This window comes from Sphingopyxis sp. (assembly GCF_965227415.1).
In the GTDB taxonomy this organism is placed as follows: domain Bacteria; phylum Pseudomonadota; class Alphaproteobacteria; order Sphingomonadales; family Sphingomonadaceae; genus Sphingopyxis.
The window spans coordinates 3,699,139-3,713,585 of record NZ_OZ245749.1; the positions used below are offsets into that span (position 1 = coordinate 3,699,139).

The 14,447-nt window shown below is 64.1% G+C and carries 14 protein-coding genes; 12 read left to right on the top strand and 2 right to left on the bottom strand.

Annotated features, from left to right (window positions below; genetic code table 11):
- Window positions 1–23: 23 nt before the first annotated feature.
- A complete protein-coding gene (locus ACO055_RS18035; RefSeq protein ID WP_422060222.1) occupies window positions 24–1,238 on the bottom strand; it encodes an NADP-dependent isocitrate dehydrogenase in 1,215 nt (404 codons plus the stop codon).
- A 149-nt stretch (window positions 1,239–1,387) separates the two neighbouring features.
- Here ACO055_RS18035 and ACO055_RS18040 point away from each other — a divergent pair, with 149 nt between their 5' ends.
- Window positions 1,388–2,122, top strand: a complete 735-nt coding sequence (locus ACO055_RS18040; protein ID WP_422060223.1) for a phosphatidylserine decarboxylase — start codon at window positions 1,388–1,390, stop codon at window positions 2,120–2,122.
- A 1-nt stretch (window position 2,123) separates the two neighbouring features.
- Window positions 2,124–2,900 (top strand): CDP-alcohol phosphatidyltransferase family protein, encoded by a 777-nt coding sequence (locus ACO055_RS18045; protein WP_422060224.1) that lies wholly within the window; start codon window positions 2,124–2,126, stop codon window positions 2,898–2,900.
- On the opposite strand, the gene ACO055_RS18050 is transcribed toward ACO055_RS18045, so the two are convergent.
- Window positions 2,884–3,129 carry a hypothetical protein gene (locus tag ACO055_RS18050; RefSeq protein WP_422060225.1) on the bottom strand — a complete coding sequence of 82 codons (246 nt, stop codon included), beginning with the start codon at window positions 3,127–3,129 and terminating at the stop codon, window positions 2,884–2,886. The genes ACO055_RS18045 and ACO055_RS18050 overlap by 17 nt on opposite strands.
- A 319-nt stretch (window positions 3,130–3,448) precedes the next feature.
- On the opposite strand from ACO055_RS18050, the gene rpsB reads away from it, so the two are divergent.
- From rpsB to ACO055_RS18100, 10 genes are all read left to right on the top strand, one after another.
- Complete coding sequence (gene rpsB / locus ACO055_RS18055; RefSeq protein WP_422060227.1) at window positions 3,449–4,348, top strand: 30S ribosomal protein S2; 900 nt, start codon at window positions 3,449–3,451, stop codon at window positions 4,346–4,348.
- 240 nt (window positions 4,349–4,588) lie between these two features.
- The gene (gene tsf, locus ACO055_RS18060; RefSeq protein WP_422060228.1) at window positions 4,589–5,515 is read left to right on the top strand and encodes a translation elongation factor Ts; all 927 of its coding nucleotides are present in this window, start codon (window positions 4,589–4,591) and stop codon (window positions 5,513–5,515) included.
- A 234-nt stretch (window positions 5,516–5,749) separates the two neighbouring features.
- Window positions 5,750–6,472, top strand: coding sequence for a UMP kinase (gene pyrH / locus ACO055_RS18065; RefSeq protein ID WP_422060229.1), 723 nt, complete (start codon window positions 5,750–5,752; stop codon window positions 6,470–6,472).
- Between the two features lie 24 nt (window positions 6,473–6,496).
- A complete protein-coding gene (gene frr, locus ACO055_RS18070; RefSeq protein ID WP_422060230.1) occupies window positions 6,497–7,051 on the top strand; it encodes a ribosome recycling factor in 555 nt (184 codons plus the stop codon).
- 164 nt (window positions 7,052–7,215) lie between these two features.
- Window positions 7,216–7,860 (top strand): polyprenyl diphosphate synthase, encoded by a 645-nt coding sequence (uppS, locus tag ACO055_RS18075; protein ID WP_422060231.1) that lies wholly within the window; start codon window positions 7,216–7,218, stop codon window positions 7,858–7,860.
- A 176-nt stretch (window positions 7,861–8,036) separates the two neighbouring features.
- Entirely contained in the window at window positions 8,037–8,714 is a 678-nt protein-coding gene (locus ACO055_RS18080) for a phosphatidate cytidylyltransferase (protein WP_422060232.1), read from the top strand.
- A 1-nt stretch (window position 8,715) separates the two neighbouring features.
- Complete coding sequence (locus tag ACO055_RS18085) at window positions 8,716–9,879, top strand: 1-deoxy-D-xylulose-5-phosphate reductoisomerase (protein ID WP_422060233.1); 1,164 nt, start codon at window positions 8,716–8,718, stop codon at window positions 9,877–9,879.
- Complete coding sequence (gene rseP / locus ACO055_RS18090) at window positions 9,872–11,002, top strand: RIP metalloprotease RseP (protein ID WP_422060234.1); 1,131 nt, start codon at window positions 9,872–9,874, stop codon at window positions 11,000–11,002. Before ACO055_RS18085 ends, rseP begins: the two co-directional genes overlap by 8 nt.
- A 71-nt stretch (window positions 11,003–11,073) precedes the next feature.
- A complete protein-coding gene (bamA, locus tag ACO055_RS18095; RefSeq protein ID WP_422060235.1) occupies window positions 11,074–13,752 on the top strand; it encodes an outer membrane protein assembly factor BamA in 2,679 nt (892 codons plus the stop codon).
- Window positions 13,752–14,444 (top strand): OmpH family outer membrane protein, encoded by a 693-nt coding sequence (locus ACO055_RS18100; RefSeq protein ID WP_422060236.1) that lies wholly within the window; start codon window positions 13,752–13,754, stop codon window positions 14,442–14,444. Before bamA ends, ACO055_RS18100 begins: the two co-directional genes overlap by 1 nt.
- Window positions 14,445–14,447 lie beyond the last annotated feature (3 nt).

Below are 14,447 nucleotides of genomic sequence, written 5' to 3' on the forward strand. Positions count from 1 at the left end.
TTTGGTTGTTTATTCGATAGGTTTCAAGCGCCCATCTTCTTTTCGAGATTTTCGACGATCGCTTCAAAGAAGCCTTCGGTCGTCAGCCAGTTCTGATCGGGACCGATCAGCAGCGCCAGATCCTTGGTCATCTTGCCGCTTTCGACGGTCGCGACGCAGACCTTTTCCAGGTCGTCGGCAAACTTCACCACCTCCGGCGTGCCGTCGAGCTTGCCGCGATGCTTGAGGCCGCCGGTCCAGGCAAAGATCGACGCGATCGGGTTGGTCGAGGTCGCCTTGCCCTGCTGGTGCATGCGGTAGTGGCGCGTGACGGTGCCGTGCGCGGCCTCGGATTCGACCGTCTGGCCGTCGGGCGTCATCAACACGCTGGTCATCAGGCCCAGCGAGCCGAAGCCCTGCGCGACGGTATCCGACTGGACGTCGCCGTCGTAATTCTTGCAAGCCCAGACAAACTTGCCCGACCATTTCAGCGCCGATGCGACCATGTCGTCGATCAGGCGGTGTTCGTAAACGATGCCGACCTTGTCGAAATCGGCCTTGAATTCGGCATTGAACACTTCTTCGAACAGATCCTTGAAGCGGCCGTCATAGGCCTTCAGGATCGTGTTCTTGGTCGACAGATAGACCGGCCACTGGCGCGCGAGGCCATAGTTCAGGCTGGCGCGTGCGAAGTCGCGGATCGAATCGTCGAGATTGTACATCCCCATCGCGACGCCCGACGAGGGAAACTGGAACACCTCCTCGTCGATCAGCGTGCCGTCCTCGCCTTCGAACACCAGGCGCAGCTTGCCGGGGCCAGGAACGCGGAAGTCGGTCGCCTTATACTGGTCGCCGAACGCGTGACGGCCGACGACGATCGGGTCGGTCCAGCCGGGAACGAGGCGGGGGACGTTGCGCATCACGATCGGCTCGCGGAAGACGACGCCGCCCAGGATGTTGCGGATCGTGCCGTTCGGCGACTTCCACATCTTCTTGAGCCCGAATTCCTCGACGCGCGCTTCGTCGGGAGTGATCGTCGCGCACTTCACGCCGACGCCATGTTTCTTGATCGCATTGGCGGCCTCGACGGTGATCTTGTCGTCGGTGCGGTCGCGCTCTTCGATGCCGAGATCATAATAATGGAGGTCGACGTCGAGATAGGGAAGGATCAGCTGCTCGCGGATCCACTGCCAGATGATCCGGGTCATTTCATCGCCGTCGAGTTCGACGACCGGGTTGGCTACCTTGATCTTGCCCATGCTGCTGCCTTTTTCCTTGGGGAGTCGGAGTTGCGAGCGGCCTTAAGCAAAGCCGCACGATTGTTCAACTGCCCCGTCGTTCCCGTCCAGGCAGCGATGATGCCGCTTATGCATTGTCTATACGGGGGCTGCCCCCTAGAAAGACCGTCATGTCTACAACCATCTCTTCGAACCGTCCCGGTGGCGGTATCAAATGGCGCTGGCCTTCGATCCATCCCGAAGGTCGCAAATTCGTCCTGATCGCCGGCATCATCACGCTGTGTTTCTGGCTGCTTGGCTTGCCGATCATCGGCTGGCTGATGCTGGGAATCACGATCTGGGTCGCGGCTTTCTTTCGCGATCCGGTGCGCGTGACGCCCACGGGCAGCGACGTCGTGATCGCGCCCGCCGACGGATTGGTGACGCAGATCGCCGAAGTCCCGCCGCCGCCCGAGATCGCCGGGCCCGACGGATTGAACGATCCGCTGATGCTGCGCGTTTCGATTTTCATGAGCGTTTTCGACGTCCACATCAACCGCACCCCCGTTGCCGGGACGCTGCGCAAGCTGGTCTATCTGCCCGGCAAATTCCTGAACGCCGACCTCGACAAGGCCAGCGAAGAGAATGAGCGCCAGCATTTCGTCGTCGAGCGTGCCGACGGGGTGCGGATCGGCTTCACCCAGATTGCGGGGCTGGTCGCTCGGCGCATCCTGCCCTTCGTCAGCATGGGGGCCGAGCTTTCGACCGGCCAGCGTGTCGGCCTGATCCGGTTCGGCAGCCGCGTCGACGTCTATCTGCCCGCGGGCACGACGCCGCAGATCCTGCTCGGCCAGCGCGCGCTCGCCGGCGAGACCGTGATTGCGCGCATCGGCAAGGCCGAAGTCCTCGACGGCATCGGGCAATAGGATGGCCGAGGTCGAGCAGCAGGTTGCGGCCGAGGCCGAACGGCGCCGCATCGGCGGCATCCCGCTGCGCGCCTTTGCGCCCAATGCGATCACCGCGCTCGCGCTCTGCTTCGGCCTGACCGGCGTTCGCTTCGCGATCGGCGAGGAATGGGAAAAGGCGCTCGCTGCTGTGATCTTTGCCGGCGTGCTCGACGGAATGGACGGGCGCATTGCGCGGCTGCTCCGCGCGCAGAGCAAATTCGGCGCCGAGCTCGATTCGCTTTCCGACGTGATCGCCTTTGGCGTCGCGCCAGCGATGATCCTGTTCCTGTGGTCGCTCGACGATGCACCGAAGTTCGGCTGGACCGCAGCGCTGGCGCTCGCCGTCTGCTGCGCGCTGCGCCTTGCTCGTTTCAACTCGCGCATGGACGCCGCAAATCAGCCGCACAAGTCGGCGGGTTTCATGACCGGCATTCCGGCACCGGCAGGCGCCGGACTGTCGTTCGTCCCGGTCTATCTGTGGCTGACGACGGGCAATGACCTGTTCCGCCAATGGTATGTCGTCATGCCATGGGCGCTCGGCGTCGCGATGCTGATGATCTCGGCGATCCCGACCTATAGCTGGTCGTCGATCCGCCTGCGCCGGTCGTGGCGGCTGTTCGCCCTAGCGGGGGTCGGCTTGCTGGGAGCGGCGCTGGTGACGGCGCCATGGCACACGCTGCTTGCGATCAGCGTCCTCTATGTGACGATGATCCCGTTCGGGCTGGCAAGCTATACGAAGGTCAGGCGGCGCGGCTGAGCTGCGGCGTCATGCTGATCGGGCGCGAGACGTGGCGGCGCACGGGCGAGGGGCGCAGCTTGATGACGGTCGCGGGACCCGGCTGCGGCGCAGCGTCGGCGGGGAAGGCGCCGTCGCCCAGAAGCGCCGACAGGATGGCATCGGCATTGACCTTGAGCATCGCGAGGATCACCGTCAGGCCGAACCCGGCGGCGAGAGCGAAGAGGAGAGCGGCAGCGACCTGAACCATCTTATGTCCTTTCGGCTTCATTTCCCGCGAAGCCGATGAATCCTACGGCTTCGTTAGGCGTTTCGTTCCATGTTCCCGTTTTGTTCTCAAGCAAAATGCGACGAATGGAGTCACTTTGTCGCCGGATCGAAATTTCGCGCTGCGGCCAATCGCGGCAGCGCGTCGTCGAAAAGCACGGTCTCCCCCTTGCTTTTGATAGCCAAGCCGTCTAACGGCCCGGCCATTCCACATGGAAGGCGCACATAAACCGGTGCCGGGATCGTCCGCTTGCGGAACCCGGTTCTTGCTTTCCAGAGGACTAACCGGAAGGAGAAAGACTATGGCGGCACCTGTCGTCACGATGCAGAATCTTATCGAAGCTGGCGCCCACTTCGGCCACCAGACCCACCGTTGGAATCCGCGCATGAAGCCGTACATCTTCGGCGCGCGCAACGGCATCCACATTCTCGACCTGTCGCAGACCGTGCCGCTCTTCGCGCGCGCTCTGGACTTCATCGCGTCGACCTCGTCCGCTGGCGGCAAGGTGCTGTTCGTCGGCACCAAGCGCCAGGCGCAGGGTCCGATCGCCGATGCGGCCCGCGCGTCGGGTCAGCATTTCGTCAACCACCGCTGGCTGGGCGGCATGCTCACCAACTGGAAGACGATCTCGAACTCGATCAAGCGTCTCAAGACGCTCGAAGAGCAGCTTTCGGGCGACACCTCGGGCCTCACCAAGAAGGAAGTGCTCAACCGCACCCGCGAACGCGACAAGCTGGAAATGTCGCTTGGCGGCATTCGCGACATGGGCGGCATTCCCGACGTGATGTTCGTCGTCGACGCCAACAAGGAAGAGCTCGCGATCAAGGAAGCCAATGTCCTGGGTATCCCGGTCGTTGCGATCCTCGATTCGAACGTCTCGCCCGACGGCATCGCGTTCCCGGTTCCGGCAAACGATGACGCCGCGCGCGCCATTCGCCTTTACTGCGATGCGGTTGCCCAAGCCGCGACGCGTGGCGGCCAGCAGGCTCGCGCCGATCGCGGCGAAGACCTTGGCGCCGCTGTCGAGCCGGTCGCCGAACCGGCGCTGGTCGAAGAGGCTGCTGCTCCCGTCGCTGAAGCTGCCCCTGCTGCCGAAGCTGTCGCAGAAGAAGCGCCGGCTGTCGAAACGGCTCCAGTGACCGAAGACGAACAGGTCCCCGCCGAAGCGGCTGCCGAAACCGAACGCCAGAGCGACGCGTAAATGATGAAGACTTCGAACTGATCCTATCCTGTTCCCCCGCGAAGGCGGGGGGCCATCTCCTCCCGTCGAATGAAAAATGACGACGGTCAGGGGATGAGAGGACAGGTGATGGGCCCCCGCCTTCGCGGGGGAACAAGGACCGGTTTGAAGTCATCGTCATCGCTTTGACTTATCGCGCCGCCATTCGCGCGGCGTACCGCAGGCCGCAATCGTGCCTGCCCCTTTGGAAAGGAATATCCCATGGCTGAGATTACGGCCGCTCTCGTCAAGGAACTGCGCGACCGCACCGGCGCCGGCATGATGGACTGCAAAAAGGCGCTTGCCGAAAACGGCGGCGACATCGAAGCGTCGATCGACTGGCTGCGCACCAAGGGCCTCGCCGCTGCCGCCAAGAAGGCCGGCCGCGTTGCCGCCGAAGGCCTGGTCGGCGTTTCGACCGACGGCACGCGCGGCGCCGCCGTCGAAGTGAACAGCGAAACCGACTTCGTCGCGAAGAACGAACAGTTCCAGGGCTTTGTCCGCGACGTGACGCAGGTCGCGCTCGCCGGCAACATCACCGACATCGACGCGCTGAATGCGTCGGCCTATCCGGCCGGCGGCACCGTCGCCGAGCAGCTGACGCAGAACATCGCGACGATCGGTGAAAACCAGTCGCTGCGCCGTTCGGCGATCCTGTCGGTGAACTCGGGCGTCGTCACGGGCTATGTCCACAACGCCGCCGCGCCGGGCATGGGCAAGATCGGCGTGCTCGTCGCGCTCGAATCGACCGCTGGGGCCGATGTTCTGGAGCCGCTGGGCAAGCAGCTGGCGATGCACGTCGCCGCCGCGAACCCGCTGGCGCTGAACGGCGACGACCTCGATCCCGACCTGATCGCGCGCGAGCGGGCAATTGCTCAGGAAAAGGCCGCCCAGTCGGGCAAGGCTCCTGAAATCGTCGCCAAGATGGTTGACGGTCCCATCGCCAAGTTCCGCAAGGAAAACGCGCTGCTGTCGCAGCTGTTCGTGATGGACGGCAAGACGCCGGTCGCCGAAGTCGTTGCCGCTGCCGGCAAGGATGTCGGCGCGACGATCACGCTCAAGGGCTTTGTCCGCTTCCAGCTCGGTGAAGGCATCGAGAAGGAAGAAAGCGACTTCGCGGCGGAAGTCGCGGCAGCCGCCGGCGCCTGAGAAGAAGAACCGGATTGCCTGTTTCGGCATAAGCCGGGCCCCGTTTTCGTCATGCCGGACTTGATCCGGCATCCATTCGGCCGCTCGGCGGCAGATGGACCCCGGATCAAGTCCGGGGTGACGATGGTGGGAACCGGACATGCTGGAAGCGGCAGTCCGCTTGGCAATGGCGCGCGCCTTCACTAGGGTGCGCGCCATTCGCGTATAGAGTGTTTGCAAGAGGTTCCCCCCATCATGGCATTGCCCGGCATGAAACGCATTTTGCTGAAGCTGTCGGGCGAGGCGCTGATGGGTTCGACCCCCTTTGGCATCGATCCCGAAACGGTCGCGAGCATGGCGGCCGAGGTCAAGGCGGCAAAAGAGCGCGGGCTTCAAATCTGCCTGGTCATCGGCGGCGGGAACATCTTCCGCGGCATGGCTGGCGCCGCCAAGGGCATGGACCGCGCGCAGGCCGATTATATGGGCATGCTCGCCACCGTCATGAACGCGCTGGCGATGCAGAATGCGCTCGAACAGCTTGGAGTCGAAACGCGCGTCCAGTCGGCGATCGAGATGGACAAGGTGTGCGAGCCGGTGATCCGTCGCCGCGCCGAGCGCCACCTCGACAAGGGGCGCGTCGTGATCTTTGCTGCGGGTGTCGGCGCCCCTTATTTCACGACCGACAGCGGCGCCGCGTTGCGTGCGGCGGAAATGAAGTGCGATGCATTGCTGAAGGGCACCAGCGTCGACGGCGTCTATAACGCCGATCCCAAGAAGGATCCGGGCGCGGTTCGGTATGATACGCTCAGCTATGATCGCGTCCTGGCCGACAATCTGAAGGTCATGGACGCCAGCGCCGTCGCGCTGTGCCGCGACAACCATATTCCGATCGTCGTGTTCAACATCCGCGAGGCCGGCAATCTGGCGCGCGTCCTGACCGGCGAGGGTGTTTCCACCGTTGTCGGCGACGCCGCCTGAATAAGAACAAGAGAGGAAAGACTGATGGCGAAATATGACAAGGCCGATCTCGAGCGCCGCATGCACGGCGCGGTCGAGTCGCTGAAGAGCGATCTTTCGGGCCTTCGCACCGGCCGCGCGCACACCGCGCTGCTCGATCCGGTGACCGTCGAAGTCTATGGATCGCACATGCCGCTGAACCAGCTTGCCTCGGTCAGCGCGCCCGAGCCGCGCATGCTGTCGGTGCAGGTGTGGGACAAGTCGAACGTCGGCCCCGTCGACAAGGCGATCCGTTCGGCGGGCCTCGGCCTCAACCCGATCGTCGATGGCCAGACGCTGCGCCTGCCGATCCCCGAGATGACGCAGGAGCGCCGCAAGGAGCTGTCGAAGCTGGCCGGCCAATATGCCGAAAAGGCGCGCATCGCCGCGCGCAACGTCCGCCGTGACGGCATGGACAATCTGAAGCAGGACGAGAACAAGAAAGAAATCAGCGAGGACGAGCGCAAGCGCCACGAGACCGAGGTGCAGAAGCTGACCGACACGACGATCGCAGAGATCGACACGGCGGCGACCGCCAAGGAAAAGGAAATCCTGGGCTAGTGCGTCCTTGCGCTTACCTTTTTTCCGTTCGGGCTGAGCCCGTCGAAGCCCCGTCCTTTTCTTCCAGAAGAAAGAACGGCCCTTCGACAAGCTCAGGGCGAGCGGGTTTCTAGGTTTCTCCGGTGTCTGAAACTCACCACGGGGCCCGCCACGTAGCCATCATCATGGATGGCAATGGTCGCTGGGCGAAGAAGCGCTTCCTGCCGCGTGTCGCCGGACACAAGGCCGGGGTCGAGGCCGTGCGCACGATCGTTCGCGCGGCGGGCGACCTCGGCATCGAGGCGATGACGCTTTACGCTTTCTCGTCCGAAAACTGGAAGCGGCCGGAGGCCGAGGTCAGCGACCTGATGGGGCTGATGAAGCGGTTCATCCTGTCCGACCTCGACGAATTCGCCGCGAACGACGTGCGGCTGAAAGTGATCGGAAACTGGCGCGCGCTGGCGCCCGATGTCGTGGCGCTGATCGACAATGCGCTCGAACGGACCGCCGGGAACAAGCGCACGACGCTGGCGGTCGCACTCAACTATGGCGCGCAGGACGAACTGGTGCGGGCCGCCAACGCCGCCGCTGCGGGTGGCGAGATTACCGCCGAGGCGATCGAGGCGAATCTGGACACCGCCGACCTGCCGCCGCTCGACCTGCTCATCCGCACGTCGGGCGAGGAGCGGCTGTCGAATTTCCTGCTGTGGCAGTCGGCCTATGCCGAGCTTTATTTCACCGACCGGCTGTGGCCGGACTTCACGCCCGCCGACCTTCAGGCGGCGCTCGATCATTTCGCGCGGCGCGAACGCCGCTATGGGGGGCTTTGAAATCTTGAAAACTCCCTCCATCTCTCAGCTGTTCGCCCGCGAAGGCGGGGGCCCACCACCGGCCCTGTCGCTCTTCCGCCGCCGATGGTTGAATGGCGAAAGGATAGGCGATGGGCCCCCGCCTTCGCGGGGGAACAGGTTCAGGTGGTTTGGGCAGATCTGTGAAGGATAGGGTGATGGCAACAGCACCAAAATCGGACCTTTGGACACGCGTCGGTTCGGCGATCGTGCTGTTTGCGATCGCGGGTACCGCGCTGTGGTTCGGCGGCATCGCCTTTGGCCTGTTGCTGCTGGTCGGCGGTGCGCTGGTCGTGGTCGAATGGCTCGCGCTCGTTCGCGCCATGGGGCTGGGCAGCGGGGCGAAGGCCGCGCTGACGGTCCTGGGTCCGGTTGCGATCCTCGGCGCGATGGCGGGGCTCTGGTTCATCCGCGACTCTTTGGGCATGACCGCGGCGCTCTGGGTGTTCGGCATGGTGTGGGCGACCGATATCGGCGCCTATTTCGCGGGCCGCGCCTTTGGCGGCGCGCGCCTGGCGCCGAAGATCAGCCCGTCGAAGACCTGGTCGGGGCTGTTCGGCGGCATGATCGCGGCGCTCGTCGTCGGTTCGACGATCGCCGACCGTGGCGGCATCGTCGGCGTGCCGCTCTGGATCGGGCTGATCATGGGCCTGATCTCGCAGCTGGGCGACCTGGGCGAAAGCTGGATGAAACGCCGCGCCGGGGTCAAGGATTCGGGCAAGCTGATCCCCGGACACGGCGGCCTGTTCGACCGCGTCGATGGCTTGCTCCCCGTCGCCCTGATCCTGGGCGCGCTCGCATTTGCGGGCGATATCGCCGTGCGCGCGGCCGGCTGATATGGCGCGCCGCCTCTCGTTGTTCGGCGCGACGGGATCGGTCGGTCAATCGACTCTCGATCTCGTTCGCCGCGACAGCGAGGCGTGGCAGGTCAGCGTACTGACCGCCCATTGCGACGTCGCCGAGCTTGCGAAGCTCGCGAAGGAATTTCGTCCCGACGTCGCGGTGATCGCCGATCCGGCGCGCCATGGCGACCTTTCCGTAGCGCTGGCGGGCACCGGCATCGAAACGGCGGCCGGCGCCGACGCGCTGGTCGAAGCGGCGCAGCGGCCGACCGACCTCGTCATGGCGGCGATCGTCGGCACCGCCGGGCTGGCCCCGACGATGGCAGCGCTCGCGGCGGGCATCGACGTCGCGCTGGCCAACAAGGAAGCGCTGGTGTCGGCGGGCGAACTGATGACCGCGGCGGCGCGCCAATCGGGCGCGACGATCCTGCCGGTCGACAGCGAGCATAATGCGATCTTCCAGTGCCTCGCCGGCGGGCGCATCGACCAGGTGCGCCGGATCATCCTGACCGCGAGCGGCGGGCCGTTCCGGACGATGAGCGCCGACGACATGGCGCGCGTCACGCCCGCCCAGGCAGTCGCGCATCCCAATTGGTCGATGGGCGCCAAGATCAGCGTCGACAGCGCGACGATGATGAACAAGGGCCTCGAACTGATCGAGGCGCACCATCTGTTTCCCGTCGGGCTCGACCGCATCGAGATACTGGTCCATCCGCAGTCGGTGATCCACAGCCTGGTCGAATATGTCGATTGCTCGACGCTCGCGCAGCTTGGCTCGCCCGACATGCGCATCCCGATCGCGAGCGCGCTCGCCTGGCCGCAGCGGATGGTCACGCCGTGCGCGCCGCTCGACCTTGCCAGCATCGCGCGGCTCGACTTCGAGGCGCCCGACGAAGCGCGCTTTCCCGCCACCGCGCTCTGCCGCGCGGCGATTGCCGACGGCGGCGCGCGTCCGGCGCAGCTCAACGCTGCGAACGAGGTCGCGGTCGCCGCGTTCCTTGCGGGCCGCATCTCGTTTCCGGCGATCGTCGACACGGTGCGCCGCGTGATCGATTTCGCCGCGCCCGCGGCGCCGACGTCGCTTCAGGACATATTCAGCGTGGATGCCGCATCGCGTGCGGCTGCCCAGCATTTTGTGGATCGATACGAACATGCATGACGTGCCTTACTGGCTCTATTTGGTGGGTTTTCTGCTCGTCCTCGGGCCGCTCGTGTTCGTTCACGAATATGGGCATTACATCGTCGGGCGCTGGTGCGGGGTAAAGGCCGACACCTTCTCGATCGGCTTTGGGCGCAAGATCCTGGGCTGGACCGACAAGCGCGGCACCGAATGGAAAATCGGCTGGCTGCCGCTGGGCGGCTATGTCCAGTTCGCGGGCGACCGCGATGCGGTCAGCCAGCCCGATGCGGACTGGCAGTCGCTTCCGGCCAACGAACGGTCGCACACCTTTCCCGCGCAGCCGGTGTGGAAACGCGCGCTGATCGTCGTCGCGGGTCCGGTGACGAACTTTCTGTTCGCGATCCTGATCCTGGCCGGTTTCGCCGGCTTCGTCGGGACGCCGACCAGCCCGCCGGTCATCGGCTCGGTTCAGGCGGGGTCGGCAGCCGATGTCGCGGGGCTGCGCGCCGGCGACCGCATCGTGTCGATCGACGGCCGGCAGATGGACGTTTTCATGGACATTCCCATGACCGTCGCGCACCGGCCCGGCGAAGAGATGAGCGTCCGTGTCGAACGTGGTGGGTCCGAGCAGGTTTTTCGGGTGACGCCGCGGCTGGTCAAGGAAAAGGACCAGTTCGGCAAGGAGTTCGAACGCGCGCTGCTCGGCGTCGCGGCAGGGAAGGTCGTTTTCGAGAAGGTGCCGCTGGCCGAAGCGCCGCTCGTCGCGGCCCGCCAGACAGGCCAGATCATTCGCCAGACGGGCGAAGTGCTTGGCCAGTTGCTCAGCGGCAACCGGTCGGTCAAGGATCTGAGCGGGCCGCTGAAGATCGCGCAGGTTTCGGGCGAGGCCGCCAGCATGGGGCCGGAAGCGCTGATCTTCCTTGCGGCGCTGATTTCCATCAATCTGGGGTTCATCAACCTGTTGCCATTGCCCATGCTCGATGGCGGCCACCTGCTTTTCTATGCCTATGAGGCGATCCGGCGCCGTCCCGCGCCCCCTCAGGCGCAGGAATGGGCCTTCAAATTCGGTTTTGCGGCAGTGGTGACATTGATGCTGGTCGTGACTTTCAATGATTTGGGCTCATTCGGCCTTTGGGACCGGATCGCGCGCTTGATTGGATAGTCGGACTGGTGCAGGAGTGCGCGCCAACCCGCGGGGAAGCGGGTTTGTCGCTTTTGAGTTATTTTTGCGGGATGAACAGCGTGGCTTCACAGAATTTCAAGGGCCGGACCCAGCTTTCGGCGTTCCTTATGGCGGGAACGATGCTGGCCTGGCCCGTGGCGTCGGTTCAGGCGCAGACGGCCACGCCGCCGACGGTTCCCGCTTCCGCAGTGCCGGCTCCCGCAACCGAGGCTGCACCCCAGGCTTCGACGATCCGGTCGATCACCGTCGTCGGCAACCAGCGCCTCGAAGCGCAGACGATCCTGTCCTATCTGCGCCTGCGCGTCGGGCAGAGCTATAACCGCGCCGTCCTCGACCAGGCGCTCAAGGACCTGGCCGCGACCGAGCTGTTCAAAGATTATCAGATCAACGACGACAATGGCGCGCTGACGATCCAGGTCGTCGAGAACCCCGTCATCAACCGCGTGATCCTGGAAGGCAACAAGCGCCTCAAGGAAGACAAGATCCGGCCCGAGATCAAGCTTGCGCCGCGCCAGATCTTCACGCGATCGAAGGTCCGCGCCGACGTCGCGCGTATCATCGAACTCTATAAGCGTCAGGGCCGCTTCGCCGCGACGGTCGAGCCCAAGATGGTGTCGCTCGACCAGAACCGCGTCGATGTCGTGTTCGAAATCAACGAAGGGCCGAAGTCGAAGGTCCGCCAGATCAACATCATCGGCAACGACAAGTTCAGCGACGGCGACCTCAAGGACGAAATGGCGACCAAGGAGTCGAGCCTGCTCACGATCCTGTCGTCGAACACCAGCTATGACCCCGATCGTCTGGCCTATGACCAGCAGAAGCTGCGCCTCTTCTATCTGCAGAACGGCTATGCCGACTTCCGCGTCATTTCGGCGGTCGCCGAGCTGACGAGCAACAAGCAGGACTTCATCATCACCTATGTCGTCGAGGAAGGCGAACGCTACAAGTTCGGTGACGTCGACGTGAAGAGCGAGCTGCGCGATTTCCAGCCCGACATGCTGAAAAAGCTGCTGCCGATGAAGAAGGACGACTGGTACGACGCCAAGCTGGTCGAGGACACCGTCGAAAGCCTGAGCGAGACCGCCGGCCTGTTCGGCTATGCCTTTGCCGACATCAATCCGGAATTCCGCCGCGACCCCGAAACGCGGACGATGGCGATCACCTTCAACGTCGGCGAAAGCCCGCGTACCTATGTCGAGCGGATCGACGTCAACGGCAACACGCTGACCCACGACAAGGTCGTGCGCCGCGAGTTCCGCCTGAACGAAGGCGATGCGTTCAACAGCTTCGGCGTCAAGCGCACCGAGAACCGCATCAACAGCCTCGGCTATTTCCAGGAAAATCTGGAGATCGAGCGCAAGGAAGGCTCGACGCCCGACCGCATCATCCTCGAAACCAATGTCGAGGAAAAACCGACGGGCGAATTGTCGCTGTCGGCCGGTTTCTCGTCGATCGAGAATTTCCTGCTGCAGGCGTCGGTTCGCCAGCGCAACTTCCGCGGCCTGGGCCAGCAGCTTCAGGCGTCGGTCAATTATTCGAGCTATTCGAAGTCGATCGAACTCGGATTCACCGAACCCTATCTGTTCGATCGCAACGTCTCGATCGGCGGCAGCATCTATCGCCGCGACCTCAACTCGTTCAACTTCATCAACAATGATCGCCGGACGACGTTCCAGCAGGTCACGACGGGGTTCCAGCTCAACCTGGGCGTTCCGCTGACCGAATTCATGTCGCTGTTCGGGCGTTACAGCCTCAACTATGACGATGTGACGCTCGACAAGTCGCTCTATTATTTCGGCGACCAGTGCGACCCGCTGATCGCCGGCCGCTATCTGTGCGACGCGATCGGCAAGCGGACGACCTCGCTGCTCGGCTATACCTTTGCCTATGACGACCGCGACAACCGCTTGCGCCCAACGCGCGGCCAGTCCTTCTCGTTCAGCCAGGATTTCGCCGGGCTTGGCGGCAGCGTCAAATATGTCCGCTCGCGCGCGAATGCCTCGAAGCACTTCAACCTCGGCAGCCGCTTCATCCTCAATCTGTCGGCCGAAGGCGGTTATATCTATCCGTTCGGCGGCCGCCCGACCCCGACGAGCGACAAGGTCCGCCTGACCGACCGCTTCTTCCTGGGCGAACCGCAGATGCGCGGCTTCGACATTCGCGGCATCGGCCCGCGCGTCATCCGCTATGCCGATGTCGACCTGACCAATCCCGCCAATCCGATCCTGAACACCGACCTCAGCCAACGCAGCGGCCAGGTCGACGATGCGCTCGGCGGGCGGGCCTATTATCAGGGGCGTGTCGAAGTCGACATTCCGCTCGGCACCGGCGCCAAGGAATTGGGTCTGCGCCCGTCGATCTTCCTCGATGTGGGTTCGGTGTTCGGTGTCCGCCGCCCGACGCTGACGACGCTCGCCAACTTCCGCGATCCGTCGGACAATCTGACCAAATATCTGTGCCGCAACGCGACCACCGGAACCAGCCAGTTCGCGACGCTGACGGCGAATACGACCAACCAGTACACGACCTGTCCGACCGGCTTCACGCCGCTGGCTCCGTTCGAGGAACGCTATTTCGGCGACACCTGGAAGCCGCGCGTGTCGATCGGTGCCGGGGTGAACTGGAATTCGCCATTCGGTCCCTTCCGGATCGACTTCGCTTACGCCCTTCGCAAAGAAGAGGGCGATGACACCAAACGCTTCTCATTCAACGTAGGAACTCAATTCTGATGAAGAAAATTCTTGTCGCTTCGGCGCTGGCGATCGCCAGCGTCTCGGTTTCGCCGATGTTCGCCGCTCCTGCAGCCGCCCAGGCGCGCGCCATCGCGGTTGCCGACGTCCGCGTCGCCGCCGCGCGTTCGAACGCTTTCACCGTCGCTTCGCAGCAGATCGAAACCACCTATAAGGCGCAGATCGATCAGCAGAACACGCGCGGCCAGACGCTGCAGGCCGAAATGAACGTCCTGATCGCCAAATATAACGAAGAGTCGAAAAAGACTCCGCAGAACCAGGCCGCGCTGCAAGCTGCGGCAAAGGCCGTCCAGGACAAGCGCCAGGCCGCGAACGCCGAAATCTCGCAGATCGGTGCGCCGATCGAGCTGGCGATCGCTTATGTCGAGGACCAGATCAGCGTTCGCATGAACGAAGCGATCAAGGCCGCGATGACCGCGAAGAAGGTCGACCTGCTGCTCAACCCCGACGCCGTGCTGGCGCGCGAGAATAACGCCGACATCACCGATGCCGTCGTTGTCGAGCTCAACCGCATCCTGCCGAACGTGTCGATCGCCGTGCCCGCGGGCTATCAGCCCGGCCAGCTTGTCCAGCAGCGCAACCAGCAGCTGATGGACGCGGCGCGCAATGCACCAGCAGGTGCAAAGCCGGCCACGCCGGCGCCGACCGGCACCGCGCCGACGACGCGCTAAGTC